Genomic DNA, 17633 nt, shown 5'->3' with positions numbered 1-17633 from the left:
CCTTTTGCCGAAAAGAGCTGATGAAGCTACTGACTGCCAGGCGGCGCTAACGTTTCGTTACATCTTCGCGCACCAACCCATGGCGGTGCTTCGTCAGGTGCACCTTTATTGGCCTTGAGGGCCCTATCGCGAGCAGGCTCACTCCTACAGTTGAAATGCATTCCCCTGTAGGAGTGAGCCTGCTCGCGATAGCCATCACGCGGTTCTCGAAAGTTTGTTGTCCTGTTGGTCAGCAATTTGCATTGGCCCTGAGCACACACAACAAAACGGGGTTCGGGTTCATGCCAATACGTCCGCTGCACAAATTGCTGTACGCCGCCATCGGTCTGGGAATCAGCCTGAGCGCCAGCGCTGCCGATCCGCTGAAGGTCGGTTTCGTCTACATCGGCCCGATCGGTGACCACGGCTGGACGTATCAGCACGAGCAGGGGCGCAAGGCGCTGGCGGAGAAATTCGGCACGCAGATCACCACCAACTACGTGGAAAACGTCGCCGAAGGCGCCGACGCCGAGCGGGTGATCCGCAACATGGCCAAGGACAAATACGATCTGATCTTCACCACGTCATTTGGCTACATGAACCCGACGGTGAAAGTCGCCAAACAATTTCCCAAGGTGACGTTCGAACACGCCACCGGCTACAAGCAGGACAAGAATCTCGGCACCTATCTCGCGCGCACTTACGAGGGCCGTTACGTCAGCGGATTCCTCGCGGCGAAGATGACCAAGACCAGGAAGATCGGCTACGTCGCCTCATTCCCGATTCCGGAAGTGATCCGCGACATCAACGCCATTCAGCTGGCGTTGAACAAGTACAACCCTGGCACCGAAATCAAAGTGGTCTGGGTCAACTCGTGGTTCGATCCGGGCAAGGAAGCCGATGCCGCCAACGCGCTGATCGACCAGGGCGTCGACGTGGTGTTCCAGCACACCGACAGCCCGGCGCCGATCCAGGCTGCCGAGCGACGCGGCGTGTATGCCGTGGGTTACGCCTCGGACATGGCCCACTTCGGACCGAAAGCAGTGCTGACCTCAATCGTCAACGACTGGGCGCCGCACTACATTCAGGCAACGCAAGGGGTGATCGATCACACCTGGAAATCCCAGGATTACTGGGGCGGGTTGAAGGAAGGCACGGTGGAACTGCCGATCAGCGACCTGGTGCCGGCGCCGGTAAAAGCCGAGGCCGAGCAGTTGATTGCCGACATCAAGAGCGGCGCATTGCAGCCGTTTACCGGGCCGATCAAGGATCAGGCCGGCGCCGAAAAAATCCCCGCAGGCGTGAGTGCCACCAACGCGGAACTGGCGTCGATGAATTACTACGTTGAAGGCATGAAGGCCGAGATGCCGAAATAATCCCAGCCCCACCACCATCCCCTGTAGGAGTGAGCCTGCTCGCGATAGCGGTGTTTCATTCAGCAAAAGTGTTGCCTGGTACACCGCTATCGCGAGCAGGCTCACTCCTACATTTGATCTTCTGTGTCCTCAAGGATTGTGTATGGATCAGCTCCCCATCATCGACATCAGCCCGCTCTACAGCACCGACGAAAACGCTTGGCCCGCCGTGGCCGAGCAGATCGACCACGCCTGTCGCGAGTGGGGCTTTTTCTATATCAAGGGCCATCCGGTTTCCCCACGGCGCATCGACGCCCTGCTCGATCACGCCCAGCGTTTCTTCGCCCTGCCCGTCGCGGAAAAACTCCAGATCGATATCACCCAGACCCGCCACCATCGCGGGTACGGTGCGGTTGCCACCGAGCAACTGGACCCGGACAAACCCAGCGATCTCAAAGAAACCTTCGACATGGGCCTGCACCTGCCGGCCGAGCATCCCGAGGTGGTCGCGGAAAAACCCTTGCGCGGGCCCAATCGCCATCCCGCGCAACCCGGCTGGGCAGCGCTGATGGAGCAGCATTACCTCGACATGCAGGCGCTGGCGCAAACCCTGTTGCGGGCGATGACCATTGCGCTGGGCATCGAGCGCGATTTCTTCGACACGCGCTTCGTCGAGCCGGTCAGCGTGTTGCGCATGATCCATTACCCGCCGCGCCACACCGCCAGTTCCGCCGAGCAGCAAGGTGCCGGCGCCCACACCGATTACGGCTGCATCACTTTGCTCTACCAGGACAGCGCCGGCGGCTTGCAGGTGAAGAACGTCAACGGTAAATGGATCGACGCGCCACCGATTGACGGCACGTTCGTGGTCAACCTCGGCGACATGATGGCGCGCTGGAGCAACGACCGTTATCGCTCGACCCCGCACCGGGTGATCAGCCCGCTGGGCGTGGATCGCTATTCGATGCCGTTCTTCGCCGAACCGCACCCGGACACGCGCATTGAATGCCTGCCCGGTTGTCAGGACGCGCAGCATCCGGCGAAATATCCGACGACCACCTGTGCTGAATTCCTGCTATCGCGCTTCGCCGATACCTACGCCTATCGCCGCGAGCAAGAGGCTGTCTGATCGATCACCTGGTCAGGTTTTGCCAATTGTTGCGGCCAGCCTCTGTAGAATGCCGGCATTGCACCTGATGAGAAAAAACTATGTACGACTGGCTCAACGCCCTGCCCAAAGCCGAACTGCACCTGCATCTGGAAGGTTCGCTGGAGCCTGAACTGCTGTTCGCCCTGGCCGAGCGCAACAAGATCGCCCTGCCGTGGAGCGACGTGGAAACCCTGCGCAAGGCTTACGCCTTCAACAATCTGCAGGAGTTTCTCGACCTGTATTACCAGGGCGCCGATGTGCTGCGCACCTCGCAGGATTTCTACGACCTGACCTGGGCCTACCTGCTGCGCTGCAAAGAACAGAACGTGATTCATACCGAACCGTTCTTCGATCCGCAGACCCACACCGATCGGGGTATCCCGTTTGAGGTGGTGCTCAATGGCATCGCCGCTGCCCTCAAGGATGGCGAGACGCAACTGGGCATCAGCAGCGGTTTGATCCTCAGCTTCCTGCGCCATCTCAGCGAAGACGAAGCACAGAAAACCCTCGATCAGGCGCTGCCGTTCCGTGATGCGTTTGTCGCAGTCGGTCTCGACAGTTCCGAGATGGGCCACCCGCCGAGCAAATTCAAGCGCGTCTTTGATCGCGCCCGCGACGAAGGCTTCCTCACCGTTGCCCACGCCGGCGAAGAAGGCCCGCCGGAGTATATCTGGGAAGCTATCGATCTGCTGAAAATCCAGCGCATCGACCATGGCGTACGCGCCATCGAAGACGAGCGCCTGATGCAGCGGATCATTGACGAGCAGATCCCGCTGACGGTGTGCCCGCTGTCGAACACAAAGCTCTGCGTATTCGATCACATGTCGCAGCACAACATCCTCGAGATGCTCGAGCGCGGCGTGAAGGTCACGGTGAACTCCGACGATCCGGCGTATTTCGGCGGGTACGTGACCGAGAATTTCCACGCGTTGCACGAACATCTGGGCATGACCCAGGATCAGGCCAGGCGCCTGGCGCAGAACAGCCTGGATGCGCGGTTGGTAAAACCGTAAGCAACACCGCAAAACCAATGTGGGAGTGAGCCTGCTCGCGATAGCGGAGTGTCAGTTGGAAAATCCATATCTGACACTCCGCTATCGCGAGCAGGCTCACTCCTACAATTTGACTGTTCTCAGCCGGTAATTTCTGCTTCGGTCAGCTCCTCAAGGGTCTTGCCCCGCGTCTCCATCCCGAACAGCCACACCACCCCCGCCGCTATCGCAAAGCACGCCGCGCCCAGCGCGAACACTCCGCCCTGCCCGGTAATCGGGAATACCAGTCCGGTCACCAGTGGCCCGAGCAACGAACCGACGCGGCCGATCGCCGAGGCGAATCCCGAGCCGGTCGCCCGTGCCGACGTCGGGTACAGCTCCGGCGTGTAGGTATAGAGCACCGCCCACATGCCGAACAGGAAGAACTGCATCAACAGCCCGGTGCCGATCAGCAACGCCACGTTGCCGCCGAACACCGCGCTCTGCCCATACAGAAACGCCATCACCCCGCCGCCAAGCAAGGTGACGATGCACACCGGTTTGCGCCCCCAACGCTCAACCAGCCACGCCGCCATGAGGAATCCGGGAATCCCGCCCAGCGAGATCAGCACCGTGTAGTAGACCGACTGCGTCACGGCGAAACCCGACTGCTGCAACAATGCGCTGAGCCATGAAGTCAGTCCGTAGAAACCCAGCAATGCAAAGAACCACAGGCTCCAGATCATCGTCGTGCGCTGGCGATATTGCGGCGACCAGATCTGCTTGAGTGCCGAGAAGAAATTGCCCGGTGGCGTCACCGTGCGCGGCAGACGAACCGGTTCCGGCAACGCTGCACCGCCCATGGAAGCACGCACCCGCGCTTCGATGCCGTCCAGCACCTTGTCCGCGTCGGCGTCGCGGCCGGCCTGTTCCAGCCAGCGCGGTGACTCGGGAATGAAAAAGCGGATCGCCAGAACGAACACCGCCGGCACTGCCAGCACCAGAAAGATATCGCGCCAGCCAATCAGCGGCAGCAGGAAGTACGAGAGCACGCCAGCCGCGACAAACCCCAGCGGCCAGAAGCCGTCCATCAGGGCGATGTAGCGCCCGCGCCGCTGCGCCGGAATCAGCTCAGACAGCATCGATTGCGCGATGGGAAACTCCATGCCCATGCCGATTCCCAGCAGGATGCGGAACAGCGTCAGCGTCTCCACCGTCTGCGCTGTTGAACACAGGTAACTGGCCACGCCCCACAGCACGATGCTCCACTGAAACACCGGTTTGCGTCCGAAGCGGTCGGCGAGCATCCCCGACAATGACGCCCCCAGCACCATGCCGAAAAAGCTCGAACTGGCCAGCAGCCCCGCCTGTGCACTGCTCAGGCCGAACTCGGCTTTGATCGAGCCGAGAAGGAAGGTCATCATCGCCAGATCCATGGAATCGAAGAAAAATGCCAAGGCGATGATGATGAAAATGACGCGGTGATAACCACTGACCGGCAGCCGTTCCAGGCGCTCAGCCGCGCTAAAGCGTTGTGTATTCATGTTGCGCTCCCCCATCCGGAAAATCCCCGGATCGAGTGTGCGTGATGGTCATTCGGAGGCCGTACTGGATACGACCTGTTCACAGCCGTAGACGACGTTGCGCTTCAGCCCATTGCAGGGCAATGCTCTAGAACGCTGTTTCCAGCTCGGTTTCCTTGGCAAAGCGATGGATCTCGCGCTGGCCGGTGGCGGTCAACTGCAAGGCGCGGGAATCGTTGGGCAAGGTCAGCCAGCCAGACTGCATGAACAACTGCAACAGCGCCGCGCCGAGTGAGCCACCCATGTGCGGACGGCGCTCGCTCCAGTCCGGGCAGGCACAGGCCACCTGCACGTTGCGGTGCGCCAGCGCCTGAATGAACACGCCGCGCTGGGCCAGTCGGGTCGAGCCCTTGTGCGTCACTACCACCCGCTGCTCAAGCTGTTCGATCCAGCCGGCATCGAGCAGGCGCTGATACAGGTCGGCTGCCAGGGTGCCGCCCAGATGATCGTCGCAGAACCGCGCGCGCAACAGCGAAGACGGCGCCGCCTGCGGCCTGACCATGGTCGAGGTGCGTTTCAGCGCAGCGGGGATTTGCCGTGGCGCGCTGGCAATGGTGGCGCTGGCCAATGCCTCGATCGCCGCACCGACTTCCGGAGCCGCCAGGCGAAAGAAGCGTTTGCGCCCACGCATTTCGACGTTCAACAGACCACCCGCGGACAGTCGCCCCAGATGCGCACTGGCCGACGACGGCGAGAGCCCGGCCAGCAGCGCCAGCTCTTCGGCTTGCCGCGCCGAGCCATCCATCAACGCCCACATCATCGCGCTGCGCTTGGGGTCGGCCAGCAATGTCGCGATCTGGCTGATGCACGGTGCATGTTCCATATGTTCACTCCCTGTTGAATCGTATCGTCTACCGCTCGGAGACATCTTGGCCGCTAACGGATGATCGGCCAACACGCGAAAATCGCCCTGGATCGGGGGCAAGGGATGCCACCGACACCAGCTGCTCCGGCACACAACCTGGCAGCAGAAGTTGCAACCGTCACCAAAAGCCGGCAACGCGTTACGGGGTCTGCGCGCCGGGTGTCAGTGCAGGCATGAGGCGGGCGCTAGTATAAGCGGGTTACGCCAGACGTCCTGCGCCCGGGCCTGCGCAGGTGGCGATTGTTCCTGACAGAAATTTCTCTATTTGCCTGCGACTAATGATCAACTTTGTGGAAAGCGGGAAATTGACTACTCAATTCGGCGCATCGACTGGCGAGCATCTCCCTCAGCAGGTTCACCGGCTTACTCAATTGTGCGCGATGGGCGCACAACAGATTCAGCGGTGCGCGCTCACACAGCAGTTCCGGCATCAGGACCTTGAGGCGCCCGGCGAGCACATCGGTACCCACGTCGAGCCAGGATTTATAGGCAACCCCGGCACCGGCCAGCGCCCATAACCGCACCACGTCGGCATCATCGCTGAAGCGATCGCCGCTGACGGTCAGGCTGACGTCGCGCCTGCCATCGTGAAAACTCCAGTGGTCGTGAACGCGGCTGCCGAGCATGTACAACAGGCAGTTGTGCTGGGCCAGTTGCTCGAGCTGGCGCGGTTCGCCGTGTCGGGCCACATAGTCGGGCGATGCGCACAACACCCGGCGATTGTGTGGCGCGATGGGCAAGGCAATCAGGCTGGAATCTTCCGGCTCGCCATAGCGCAAGGCGATGTCCACCGGTTGCCGGAACAGATCGGCGATGCGGTCACCCAGCAGCAGGCGCACCGTCAGTTTCGGGTGTTCCCGCTGAAACGCGTCGAGCCACGGCAGCAGCAGATTGCGACCGAAGTCCGAGGGCGCCGAAAGCTGCAGGATCCCGCTGACCTGATCCTGCCCGCTGGCCAGCAGGCGGCGGCCTTCGTCGAGATTGCTCAGGGCGGCGCGGGCGTATTCGAGGAAGCCTTCACCTTCGGCGGTCAGACGCAGGCTGCGGGTCGAACGCGCCAGCAGGCGTGCGCCCAGTTGCTGCTCGATGCGCTTCAACGCCGCACTGGCCACCGCCGCCGACATGTCCATCCCCCGCGCGGCCGCCGACAGGCTGCCCAGATCCGCCGCGCGGACAAACAACTGCAAGTCATCAAAACGCAGCATGCACAGCCTCGATTATCAAAAAAATATTGAAAGAGCCTGCTCTTTTAGCCGCTTTTATCGCCCAGAGAAATAGCCAATGATGGCCTCCATCGAATTCATCCCGATTTTCTTCTTCTATCACCTGTACGGAGCCATCCATGAAAGCCATCGCCTATTACGCGTCCCTGCCGATCAGCGACACCAAGTCCCTGCAGGACATTGAACTGCCAGAGCCGGTCGCCGGCCCGCGCGACCTGTTGGTGGAGGTCAAAGCCATCTCGGTCAACCCGGTCGACACCAAAGTGCGGCAGAACGCGGCGCCGGAAAACGGCGCGGCGAAAGTGCTGGGCTGGGACGTTGCCGGTGTAGTCAAGGCGGTCGGCAGCGACGTCACCCTGTTCAAGGCCGGTGACAAGGTGTTCTACGCAGGTTCGATTGCCCGCGCCGGTGGCAACAGCGAACTGCACGTGGTCGATGAGCGCATCGTCGGCCACATGCCCAAATCCTTGGGTTTTGCCGAAGCCGCCGCGCTGCCGCTGACCGCGATCACTGCTTGGGAATTGCTCTTCGAGCGCCTGCAGATCAGCGAAGGCAACACCGATCAAGGCCAGAGCCTGCTGATCGTGGGTGCGGCGGGGGGCGTCGGCTCGATCCTTACCCAACTGGCCAGGCAGTTGACCGGCCTGAAAGTCATCGGCACCGCTTCCCGTCCACAAACCCGTGAGTGGGTCAGTGAACTCGGTGCCGATCTGGTTATCGATCACAGTCAGCCCCTGAGCGAAGAGTTGAAACGCGCCGGCATCGACAGCGTGACCCATGTCGCCAGCCTGACCCAGACCGATCAGCATCTCGCGCAACTGGTCGAAGCCCTCGCGCCGCAAGGCAAACTGGCGCTGATCGACGATCCGAAGTCGCTCGACATCAGCCTGCTCAAGCGCAAGAGCCTGTCGCTGCACTGGGAGTTCATGTACACCCGTTCGCTGTTCGAAACGCCAGACATGATCGAACAGCACAAGCTGCTCAACCGCGTCGCCGAGCTGATTGACGCCGGGACTTTGAAAACCACCCTGGGCGAGCACTTCGGCGTGATCAACGCGGCCAACCTGCGGCGCGCCCATGAGCTGCTGGAAAGCGGCAAGGCCAAGGGGAAAATTGTTTTAGAAGGTTTCTAAACAATAAAAGCCCCGCAGTCGCTCGTGATGCCAGAGCGGTTGCGGGGCTTTTTGCCGTCAGTCAGTTGCCTGACCCTTGTCACAATTGCGCGGGTATAGGGGTCTACAATCGAAGCCTCTGCGATACATCTTTTACGCAAGGGAGGTCAGCAATGAAGATCCTGATAAAAGAAGTGGCGAAGTCTCAGTGGCAGGTACGTCTGGACCAGCATGTCGTGACCTTTCGCAGTGAAGCCGAAGCTTTGGCCTTCACGCGCACCCTCGAAGCGCGGCTCTGCGCGCCCCACCGGATCCCCGAACCCAGCCAGCAGCGCGCCGCTGGCTGAGTTTTCAAGCCTCTAGGCTTGGGCTTGCGCCAGCGCCCGGGCATTCTGCAGACGCCGGGTGAGCAGCGCGACGCTCACCACCAGCAAACCACACAGGCTGATGACCATGGCCATCGGCACGGCGCTGCCATCGTGCAACACACCCACCAATGCAGCTGCCCCGGCGGCGATGCTGAATTGCAGGCAACCGAGCATCGCCGAAGCGCTGCCAGCACGGGCGCCCTGACCGTTCATCGCGCAGGCCGAAGCGTTGGGAATGATGCAACCGAGGCTGGCGATGCAGATGAACAGCGGAATCAGCAGCGGCCACAGGGCATCAGGACGCATTGCGCTGACCGCCAGCAAGGTCAGCCCGGCGAGGAAGTACACCCACACGGCGCGCACCAGCAAAAACGCCGGGCCACGTTTGGCCAGCAGCCGCGCATTGACCTGCGCCACCAGAATGAAGCCTGCCGCGTTGGTGCCGAACAGCCAGCCGAAATGCTCGGCCGGTACGCCGTAGAGTTTGATGAACACAAACGGTGAACCGGCGATGTAGGCGAACATCCCGGCGATGGCGATGCCACCGGTCAGGGCATGGCCGAGGTAGACCGAATCCTTGACCAGTCGCGCGTACTGGCGCAATGCGCCGGACAGCGGCTGGCGCGGCACGTGGGCCGGCATGCTTTCCGGCAGCCCCAACGCCACCGCCAGGCCCGCCGCCGCACTGAACCCGGTGAGCACCAGAAAGATCGACTGCCAACCCGTGGTGTTGACCAGCAGACCGCCGAGCATCGGCGCCAGAATCGGCGCCAGGCCCATCACCAGCATCAGTTGGGAAAAGACCTTCGCCGAGCCCACTGCGTCGCACTTGTCGGCAACCACCGCACGGGAAATCACCATGCCTGCGCAACCGCCCAATGCCTGGACGAAACGCGCGCCGATCAACCATTCCAGACTCGGCGCGTAGGCACAGGCCAATGACGCCAGGGTGAACAGGACGACGCCGCTGAGCAGCGGCAGCCGCCGGCCGAAGCGATCGGAAATCGGCCCGTACGCCAGTTGGCCGAGGGACAGGCCGAGGAAGTACGCCGCCAGCGTCAGCTGGACATGCTGCTCATCGGTGCCGAACGCCAGGGCCATCGCCGGAAACGCGGGTAAATAGAAGTCGATCGCCAAAGGACCGAAGGCGCTCAAGGCGCCGAGTATCAAAATCGTGCGGAAATTCATCAGGCATCCAGGTGGGCAAGTCGCAGCCCGACAGTCTAGCCGTGCCCGGACGCCTTGAACATTCCGATAGCTCGCTAACGATCAATTTCAGACGAGCTTCACCTCATAACCTTCTTCGCGAATCGCTTCGATGACCTGATCTGCATTCAGCGCGCTTTCGACGCCGACTTCTTTGGCTGCCAAGTCGACCCGCACGCTGGCCGCCGGATCCATGGCCTGCACCGCTTGGGTGATGGCTTTGACGCAATGACCGCAGGACATGCCTTGAACGTTGAACACTTGCATGGGAAGACTCCTTTGAGTGAGGTTGCCGGCAGTTTCAAGCTTGCCACGATGGCAAGGTCAAGTTCTGCGAAAAACTGCCGGGCTGGCAATCGGCGCCGCGCTCGGCCAAGCTGCGTGCATCAATGACTGAAATTCAGGAGATTCAGCCATGCGCTGGTCATCTTTGAGCCTGTTTGGCTTGCTCAGCCTTTTCACCGCCGTCCCGCAGGTGCAAGCCGCCGGCGAGGATTACGCGGTACTGATCATTTCCCGCGAGCGCCTCGAAGTCGCGACCTCGTGCGAGATCGGCGTGTACATCCAGGACCAGCTCTCGGCGCGACTGTTTCAGGAGCAGAGCACTTCGTTCAACCTGCCGCCGGGCAAGGTTTCGCTGCGCTTGAAGCTGCTGCCGGGGCAGGCACCGGGTTGCAATCCCGGCATGCTGGCGCCGGGTTCGCAGGAGGTCGTGCTGCATGCCGGGGATGTGCTGAAGTTCCGCCTGGCGATGAATGCTGAAGGCGTGTACCTGAAGCCGGCGGGCCTGGGTTACTGAGCCAATACCCGACCTGTGGGAGCGCGCCTGCTCGCGAAAGCGGTGCATCATTCAGCAATCATGTTGACTGAACCGGCGCTTTCGCGAGCAGGCTCGCTCCCACAGGTCGTTTTGCAGTGGGGTGAATAATGGCGCTTGACCTTGCCCGCATGGCAAGGTTGATCCTGTAGGCATCCACTACAGGGAGCGCGACCGATGTCCGAATCCACCACTTTCGATCTGCCGATTGCCGGCATGACCTGCGCCAGTTGCGCCGGGCGTGTCGAGCGGGCTCTGCGCAAAGTCAGCGGCGCCAGCGCCGTCAGCGTCAACCTCGCCACCGAGCAGGCTCGAGTGCAGGCGCCCGGCGACAGCCTGCCGGCGCTGATGCAAGCCGTGGAGCGCGCCGGTTACAGCGTGCCCCGGCAAACCCTTGAGCTAAGCATCGACGGCATGACCTGCGCGTCCTGCGTCGGTCGCGTTGAGCGAGCCCTGAGCAAAGTCCCCGGCGTGAACAGTGTCAGCGTCAATCTGGCCAACGAACGTGCGCATATCGAACTGCTCGGTCAGGTCGATGCGCAGCCCCTGCTCGATGCGGTGAGCAGGGCCGGTTATTCGGCCAGCGTCTGGCAAGCCGAAGGGCCGCGATCCGACGACCAGCAAAAACGCCTGCACCGCGAGCGCTGGGCACTGATCTGTGCGATCGCCCTCGCGCTGCCGCTGGTGTTGCCGATGTTGCTGCAGCCGTTCGGCATTCACTGGATGCTTCCGGCCTGGGCGCAATTCGCCCTCGCCACACCCGTGCAATTCGTCTTCGGCGCACGCTTTTATGTCGCGGCGTGGAAAGCCGTGCGCGCCGGTGCCGGCAATATGGATCTGCTCGTCGCCCTCGGTACCAGCGCCGGTTATGGGCTGAGCGTGTATGAATGGGCGACGGCCGCCGGACGCATGCCGCATCTGTACTTCGAAGCCTCGGCCGTGGTCATCGCCCTGGTGCTGCTCGGCAAATACCTCGAGAGCCGCGCCAAACGCCAGACCGCCAGCGCCATTCGCGCTCTTGAAGCACTGCGGCCGGAGCGGGCGATTCAAGTGGTCGATGGCCGTGAGCAGGACGTTGCCATCAGCGCCCTGCGCCTCGACGATCTGGTGCTGGTCAAACCCGGCGAACGCTTCCCGGTGGATGGCGAAGTCGTCGACGGCCAGAGCCACGCCGACGAAGCGCTGATCAGCGGCGAAAGCCTGCCGGTGCCGAAACAGCCGGGCGACAAGGTCACCGGCGGCGCGATCAATGGCGAGGGTCGTTTGCTGGTGCGCACCCAGGCGCTCGGCGCGGAAACCGTGCTGGCGCGGATCATTCGTCTGGTCGAAGACGCACAAGCGGCGAAAGCGCCGATCCAGAAACTGGTGGACAAGGTCAGCCGGATTTTCGTGCCGACCGTGTTGCTGATCGCCCTGACCACGCTGATCGGCTGGTGGCTGTATGGCGCGCCGCTGGAAACCGCATTGATCAATGCCGTCGCCGTGCTGGTGATCGCCTGCCCGTGCGCCCTCGGCCTTGCCACCCCGACGGCGATCATGGCCGGCACCGGCGTCGCCGCGCGCCACGGCATTCTGATCAAGGACGCCGAAGCGCTGGAGCGCGCCCATGAAGTCGGCACTGTGGTGTTCGACAAGACCGGCACCCTGACCTCGGGGACACCGCAGATCGCCCATTTCAATGCGATCGATGGTGACGAAAACAACCTGCTGAGACTGGCCGGTGCGTTGCAGCGCGGCAGCGAGCATCCGTTAGCCAAAGCGGTGCTCGATGCAGCGGCCGAACGCGGCTTGAACGTGCCCGATGTCAGTGACAGCCAGTCGCTGACCGGACGCGGCATCGCCGGCACGCTTGCCGGCCGGCGTCTGGCGCTGGGTAATCGGCGGATGCTCGACGAAAGCGCTCTGAGCGCCGGTGACCTGAGCGCTTGCGCCGAGGCTTGGGAAAGCGAAGGCCGCACATTGTCGTGGTTGATCGAGCAAAGTCCTGAAACACGTGTCCTCGGTCTGTTCGCCTTCGGTGACACGCTGAAACCCGGCGCCCTGCAAGCGGTGCAACAACTCGCCGCCAGAGATATCCACAGCCATCTGCTGACCGGCGACAACCGTGGCAGTGCGCGCGTGGTGGCCGAAGCGCTGGGCATCCGCAATGTTCACGCCGAAGTGCTGCCGGCGGACAAGGCCGCGACCGTCGCCGAGCTGAAGAAAACCGGTGTGGTCGCCATGGTCGGCGACGGCATCAATGACGCCCCGGCACTCGCCGCCGCAGACATCGGCATCGCCATGGGCGGCGGCACCGACGTCGCCATGCATGCGGCCGGCATCACCCTGATGCGCGGCGATCCGCGACTGGTGCCCGCGGCACTGGAGATCAGCCGCAAGACCTACGCGAAGATTCGTCAGAACCTGTTCTGGGCCTTTGTCTACAACCTGATCGGCATTCCGCTGGCGGTGTTCGGCTTCCTCAATCCGGTGCTGGCGGGTGCGGCGATGGCGCTGTCCAGCGTCAGTGTGGTGAGCAATGCGCTACTGTTGAAAACCTGGAAACCCAAGGACCTGGAGGAACACCGATGAACATCGGCCAAGCGGCCCGGCAGAGTGGCCTGAGCGCAAAAATGATTCGCTATTACGAGTCGATCGGCCTGCTCAAAGCGGCCAATCGCACCGACAGCGGTTACCGCGTATACGGCAGCGATGACCTGCACACGCTGGCGTTCATCAAGCGCTCGCGGGATCTGGGCTTTTCCCTGGAGGAGGTCGGCAAGCTGCTGACCCTCTGGCAGGATCGCCAGCGCGCGAGCGCCGATGTGAAGGCACTGGCGCGCCAGCACATCGACGAGTTGAACCAGAAGATCCGCGAGCTCGGCGAGTTGCGCGACACCCTGCAGGATCTGGTCGAGCACTGCAGCGGTGATCACCGCCCGGACTGCCCGATCCTCAAGGAACTGGCGTCGGGCTGCTGCGCGCAACCCGCTCGCGCCTGATCCGCAACAGCGTCACCACGCACAGGGTGCCGAGGGGAATGCCGTGGAACAGCATGACCACGGCCCCTGGCGTCCACCACGCATAGAACGGCGCGGCAACCAGCATGCCGATGCCGAAACCGGTCATCTGCAGCAAGGTCAGCACACTGAAAATCGGCAGGCGCAAAGCCGCAGGTTCCCGTTGCAGCCGAGACAGCAGGCTCACTTCGGAAACGCCATCGCCCAGTCCCGCCGGCAAGGCGAACAGCAGCAGTACCAAGAGACTGTGTTGCTGGAACATCAGGATGAAGCCGCAGGACATCAGCGCCACGCCGCAGAAAAACCTGCGTTCGAGATGGCTATTCTCCGAGCCCTTCAGACGACTGGCGATGCGCGCGCCGAGCAGTTTGCCGCTGGCCCATACCGCAAGCGCCAGGCCCAACGTCGTGCTGGCCGCGTCCGGGGTGAGCAGTTTCGCAATGATCGGGAAGCCAACGTTATGCGCAGCACTGCCCAAGGTGTCGGCCATGGTCACCGCGAGCATCGCCGCGACCACCGGCGCCGAGCGCAAGCCCTGCCGAAGCGCAAACCATTCGCCGCGTTCCGGCTGTTCGCTGATATCTGCCTTCTCGAAACGCAGTGGCACGATCAGCAGCGCCGCGAGCAAATAGGTCAGCGCATTAAGGGCGAAGACCGTTTCAAAACCGAAAGCGGCCACCAGCAACCCCGACACCAGACTGCCGCCGACCATGGCTGCTGAGGACGCCGAGGTGATCCAGGCGTTGGCCTTGAGCAGGTGCGCCGGGTCGATCAAGCGCGGCAACTGGCTGTTGAGGCCGATGGCGAACATTGAATTGCCCAGGCCAAGGCCGAAGGCGATGACTGGCAACAGCCATGCCTGCTGATTCGCCGGTGTGACCATCAGCAGCCCCAGCAGTGCAGCGCGCAACAGATCGAAAGCAATCAGCGGCGCGCGACCCTGCCAGCGCCGGTAGAAGCGTGTGCCAAGCAGACTGGCAAAAATCCCGCCACCGACGCGGCTGGCGAGGAAGATGCCGACACTCATGGCGCTGTTGCTCAGCAGATAAACGTAAGTGGCCAGCGCGACCATGTTGAGGAAGGCGCCGAAATCGGAGATCAGCCGGGCGGTTACGATCAGGTGGGTGTTGCGCGGGGTACTCACATACGGTCCTTGTAGGAGCTGCCGAAGGCTGCGATCTTTTGATCTTGTCCTTGAAGCAAAGGCAAAAGATCGCAGCCTTCGGCAGCTCCTACAAGGGCACGCTCGCGTCTGCGGAAAGTGCGCGGGCACAAAAAACCCGGCCGAAGCCGGGTTTCTCGTCAAACGATCACTGCATCCACGGCGGTGGAGGCGGCTCTTCGGGTTTGCCTTTCGGCGCGTCGTCCGCCGCGCGAATGGCCTGCTTGCGTTCCTCGTCGAGGCGCGCCGCTTCGATCTCTCGCAGCACCCCGCCGACATCCGCCAGGTCTTCCGGATCGTCGAACTCGCCGGTCAGCACACTGTTCGGGTGCAAGGTGCCGGCTTCGTACAACGCCCACATTTCCTTGGCGTACTTGGTCTTCTTCAACTCCGGCGCGAAACGCCCGAAGTACGAAGCCATGTTGCCAACGTCGCGCTCGAGCATGCTGAACGCGTGGTTGTTGCCCGCAGCGTCGACTGCCTGGGGCAGGTCAATAATCACCGGACCGGTCGGGGTCAGCAGCACGTTGAACTCGGAGAGGTCACCGTGCACCAGACCGGTACACAACATCAGCACGATCTGCGAAATCAGGAAGGCGTGATACTCGCGCGCCTGATCCGGCTCCAGCACCACATCGTTCAGCCGCGGCGCAGCATCGCCGAATTCATCCGCCACCAACTCCATCAACAGCACGCCGTCGAGGAAGTCATAGGGCTTCGGCACCCGCACACCCGCACCGGCCAGACGGAACAGCGCCGCCACTTCGGCGTTCTGCCAGGCGTCCTCGGTCTCTTTGCGACCGAACTTGGACCCCTTCGCCATGGCCCGCGCCTGGCGACTGTTGCGAACCTTGCGGCCTTCCTGATACTCGGCCGCCTGGCGGAAACTGCGTTTATTCGCCTCCTTGTAGACCTTGGCGCAACGCAACTGATTGCCGCAGCGCACTACATAAACAGCTGCCTCTTTGCCACTCATCAGTGGACGCAGCACTTCGTCGACCAGACCGTCCTCGATCAGGGGTTCAATGCGTTTTGGAGTCTTCATCAGCTTTTATTGTGGGTCCTTTATTACCAAACACGCGAATGTCACTCGTTATACGGCAATCCTCGCCCGACGGGGAGGGGGTGCCGACCTGTGAACCTTGAGGATGCACACACTGTGCCGGATCGAACGTAGCGACCGGGGCGAATCATAGCCGAGACCGTGGCATTGATTGGTATCGGCCGGCAAGGGCATTTGCGACAGAATCTGACATGCTACGGTCCCCTTGTAGGAGTGAGCCTGCTCGCGATAGCGGCGTATCAGTTGAAAAACTCATCATCTGACACACCGCTATCGCGAGCAGGCTCACTCCTACATGGGATCGCGTTTAGCGTTCGATAATCGCAGTGACACCCTGCCCGCCCGCCGCGCAGATCGAGATCAACCCCCGCCCCTTGCCGGCCGCATCCAGCAGCTTGGCCAGGTTCGCCACAATCCGCCCGCCGGTCGCGGCAAACGGATGCCCCGCCGCCAAGGAGCTGCCTTTGACGTTAAGCCGACTGCGATCAATCGAACCCAACGGCGCGTCGAGTCCCAGGCGGGTTTTGCAATATTCGGGATCTTCCCAGGCCTTGAGCGTGCACAACACCTGCGCGGCGAACGCTTCGTGAATCTCGTAGTAATCGAAATCCTGCAAGGTCAGGCCGTTGCGCGCCAGCAAGCGTGGCACGGCATACACCGGCGCCATCAGCAGGCCCTCGGCACCGTTGACGAAATCCACTGCCGCCGCCTCGCCGTCGCGCAGATAAGCAAGGATCGGCAAGCCGCGCTCGTTGGCCCATTCCTCAGTGCCGAGCAACACCACCGAAGCACCATCGGTGAGCGGCGTGGAGTTGCCCGCGGTCAGCGTGCCCTTGGCATTTTTTTCGAAGGCCGGCTTCAGCGTGGCGAGTTTTTCCAGGGTCAGGTCAGGACGCAGGTTGTTGTCGCGGGTCAGGCCAAGAAACGGTGTCATCAGATCGTTATGCCAGCCTTCGCTGTAGGAAGCGGCGAGTTTGTGATGACTTTCGAAGGCGAGTTGATCCTGTTCTTCCCGGGGAATATTCCACGTCTGCGCCATCAATTCACAGTGCTCGCCCATCGACAGGCCAGTGCGCGGCTCGCCGTTGCGCGGGAATTCGGGGATCAGATGTTGAGGGCGCAATTGCAGCAGGGTTTTCAGTTTGTCAGCGGTGCTCTTCGCGCGGTTGGCTTGCAGAAGAATCCTGCGCAGGCCTTCGCTGACGCTGATCGGCGCGTCGGAGGTGGTGTCGACGCCGCCGGCAATGCCGCAATCGATCTGGCCGAGCGCGATCTTGTTGGCCACCAGCAGTGCCGCTTCCAGACCGGTGCCGCAGGCTTGCTGGATGTCATAGGCCGGTGTCGTCGGAGACAAGCGCGAGCCGAGCACGCATTCGCGAGTCAGGTTCATATCCCGTGACAATTTAAGCACCGCGCCCGTTACCACCTCGCCGATGCGCTGGCCGTGCAGGTTGTAGCGCTCGATCAGGCCTTCCAGCGCGGCCGTCAGCATCACCTGATTGCTGGCCGTGGCATACGGCCCGTTGGAGCGGGCGAAGGGGATGCGGTTACCGCCGATGATCGCGACGCGGCGCAGCTGAGTCATAAAAGCTCCTGTCAGACTTGCGAATTCACATAGATCCTTTGTAGGAGTGAGCCTGCTCGCGATAGCGGTGTATCAGGCTAATGACACGTTTCTGACCCACCGCTATCGCGAGCAGGCTCACTCCTAAAAGGGGCCGGTGTTGTTTCTGGATTTGTGTCTGGCTACAAAACCACCGCGGCCAAACTACTCTGCTAA

At 62.1% G+C, this 17633-nt stretch carries 17 protein-coding genes; 8 read left to right on the top strand and 9 right to left on the bottom strand.

The window, feature by feature from the left end; genetic code table 11:
* The first annotated feature begins 281 nt into the window (after nucleotides 1–281).
* The 3 genes from LIS66_RS03315 to LIS66_RS03305 all read left to right on the top strand — a co-directional run bounded on the left by LIS66_RS03315 (nucleotide 282) and on the right by LIS66_RS03305 (nucleotide 3497).
* Entirely contained in the window at nucleotides 282–1355 is a 1074-nt protein-coding gene (locus LIS66_RS03315) for a BMP family ABC transporter substrate-binding protein (RefSeq protein ID WP_042609770.1), read from the top strand.
* A 142-nt stretch (nucleotides 1356–1497) separates the two neighbouring features.
* On the top strand, nucleotides 1498–2463 hold the full coding sequence (locus LIS66_RS03310; RefSeq protein ID WP_227973621.1) for a 2-oxoglutarate and iron-dependent oxygenase domain-containing protein: 966 nt from the start codon (nucleotides 1498–1500) through the stop codon (nucleotides 2461–2463).
* An 80-nt stretch (nucleotides 2464–2543) separates the two neighbouring features.
* Nucleotides 2544–3497, top strand: a complete 954-nt coding sequence (locus tag LIS66_RS03305; RefSeq protein WP_227973620.1) for an adenosine deaminase — start codon at nucleotides 2544–2546, stop codon at nucleotides 3495–3497.
* Between the two features lie 119 nt (nucleotides 3498–3616).
* On the opposite strand, the gene LIS66_RS03300 is transcribed toward LIS66_RS03305, so the two are convergent.
* The 4 genes from LIS66_RS03300 to LIS66_RS03285 form a co-directional block, all read right to left on the bottom strand.
* Nucleotides 3617–4999: an MFS transporter gene (locus tag LIS66_RS03300; RefSeq protein ID WP_064362919.1), complete on the bottom strand. Its 1383-nt coding sequence runs from the start codon at nucleotides 4997–4999 to the stop codon at nucleotides 3617–3619.
* Nucleotides 5000–5126: 127 nt separating this feature from the next.
* Nucleotides 5127–5861 carry an ArsR/SmtB family transcription factor gene (locus LIS66_RS03295; protein WP_042609768.1) on the bottom strand — a complete coding sequence of 245 codons (735 nt, stop codon included), beginning with the start codon at nucleotides 5859–5861 and terminating at the stop codon, nucleotides 5127–5129.
* Between the two features lie 317 nt (nucleotides 5862–6178).
* Nucleotides 6179–7108, bottom strand: coding sequence for a LysR family transcriptional regulator (locus LIS66_RS03290; protein ID WP_042609767.1), 930 nt, complete (start codon nucleotides 7106–7108; stop codon nucleotides 6179–6181).
* Nucleotides 7095–7247 carry a hypothetical protein gene (locus LIS66_RS03285; protein ID WP_227973619.1) on the bottom strand — a complete coding sequence of 51 codons (153 nt, stop codon included), beginning with the start codon at nucleotides 7245–7247 and terminating at the stop codon, nucleotides 7095–7097. The genes LIS66_RS03290 and LIS66_RS03285 overlap by 14 nt, the downstream gene beginning before the upstream one ends.
* Between LIS66_RS03285 and LIS66_RS03280 the strand changes: the two genes are divergently transcribed.
* Nucleotides 7246–8259: a zinc-binding alcohol dehydrogenase family protein gene (locus LIS66_RS03280; protein WP_227973618.1), complete on the top strand. Its 1014-nt coding sequence runs from the start codon at nucleotides 7246–7248 to the stop codon at nucleotides 8257–8259. The two genes, LIS66_RS03285 and LIS66_RS03280, sit on opposite strands and share 2 nt — an antisense overlap.
* Before the next feature lie 152 nt (nucleotides 8260–8411).
* Nucleotides 8412–8585 (top strand): hypothetical protein, encoded by a 174-nt coding sequence (locus tag LIS66_RS03275; protein ID WP_016771823.1) that lies wholly within the window; start codon nucleotides 8412–8414, stop codon nucleotides 8583–8585.
* A 12-nt stretch (nucleotides 8586–8597) separates the two neighbouring features.
* Here the strand turns inward: LIS66_RS03275 and LIS66_RS03270 are convergent, their stop codons facing one another.
* Together LIS66_RS03270 and LIS66_RS03265 are read right to left on the bottom strand one after the other, a co-directional pair.
* Nucleotides 8598–9794 carry a multidrug effflux MFS transporter gene (locus LIS66_RS03270; protein ID WP_227973617.1) on the bottom strand — a complete coding sequence of 399 codons (1197 nt, stop codon included), beginning with the start codon at nucleotides 9792–9794 and terminating at the stop codon, nucleotides 8598–8600.
* Between the two features lie 87 nt (nucleotides 9795–9881).
* Nucleotides 9882–10079 carry a heavy-metal-associated domain-containing protein gene (locus tag LIS66_RS03265; protein ID WP_042609764.1) on the bottom strand — a complete coding sequence of 66 codons (198 nt, stop codon included), beginning with the start codon at nucleotides 10077–10079 and terminating at the stop codon, nucleotides 9882–9884.
* A 148-nt stretch (nucleotides 10080–10227) separates the two neighbouring features.
* On the opposite strand from LIS66_RS03265, the gene LIS66_RS03260 reads away from it, so the two are divergent.
* From LIS66_RS03260 to cueR, 3 genes are all read left to right on the top strand, one after another.
* Nucleotides 10228–10611 (top strand): hypothetical protein, encoded by a 384-nt coding sequence (locus LIS66_RS03260; RefSeq protein WP_042609763.1) that lies wholly within the window; start codon nucleotides 10228–10230, stop codon nucleotides 10609–10611.
* Nucleotides 10612–10806: 195 nt separating this feature from the next.
* On the top strand, nucleotides 10807–13200 hold the full coding sequence (gene cueA / locus LIS66_RS03255; protein WP_042609762.1) for a copper resistance metal-translocating P1-type ATPase CueA: 2394 nt from the start codon (nucleotides 10807–10809) through the stop codon (nucleotides 13198–13200).
* Entirely contained in the window at nucleotides 13197–13610 is a 414-nt protein-coding gene (gene cueR / locus LIS66_RS03250; protein WP_016771827.1) for a Cu(I)-responsive transcriptional regulator, read from the top strand. The genes cueA and cueR overlap by 4 nt, the downstream gene beginning before the upstream one ends.
* Here cueR and LIS66_RS03245 read toward each other — a convergent pair.
* The 3 genes from LIS66_RS03245 to LIS66_RS03235 all read right to left on the bottom strand — a co-directional run bounded on the left by LIS66_RS03245 (nucleotide 13564) and on the right by LIS66_RS03235 (nucleotide 17438).
* Nucleotides 13564–14772 carry an MFS transporter gene (locus LIS66_RS03245; protein ID WP_042609761.1) on the bottom strand — a complete coding sequence of 403 codons (1209 nt, stop codon included), beginning with the start codon at nucleotides 14770–14772 and terminating at the stop codon, nucleotides 13564–13566. The genes cueR and LIS66_RS03245 overlap by 47 nt on opposite strands.
* Before the next feature lie 166 nt (nucleotides 14773–14938).
* A complete protein-coding gene (locus LIS66_RS03240; RefSeq protein ID WP_016771829.1) occupies nucleotides 14939–15835 on the bottom strand; it encodes a PA4780 family RIO1-like protein kinase in 897 nt (298 codons plus the stop codon).
* Nucleotides 15836–16160: 325 nt separating this feature from the next.
* A complete protein-coding gene (locus tag LIS66_RS03235; protein WP_227973616.1) occupies nucleotides 16161–17438 on the bottom strand; it encodes an acetyl-CoA C-acetyltransferase in 1278 nt (425 codons plus the stop codon).
* Nucleotides 17439–17633: the final 195 nt, after the last annotated feature.

Origin of the sequence: Pseudomonas sp. HN2, from assembly GCF_020736465.1 — a bacterium.
GTDB lineage: Bacteria > Pseudomonadota > Gammaproteobacteria > Pseudomonadales > Pseudomonadaceae > Aquipseudomonas > Aquipseudomonas moraviensis_A.
This window is presented reverse-complemented; position numbering and strand designations above follow the sequence as displayed.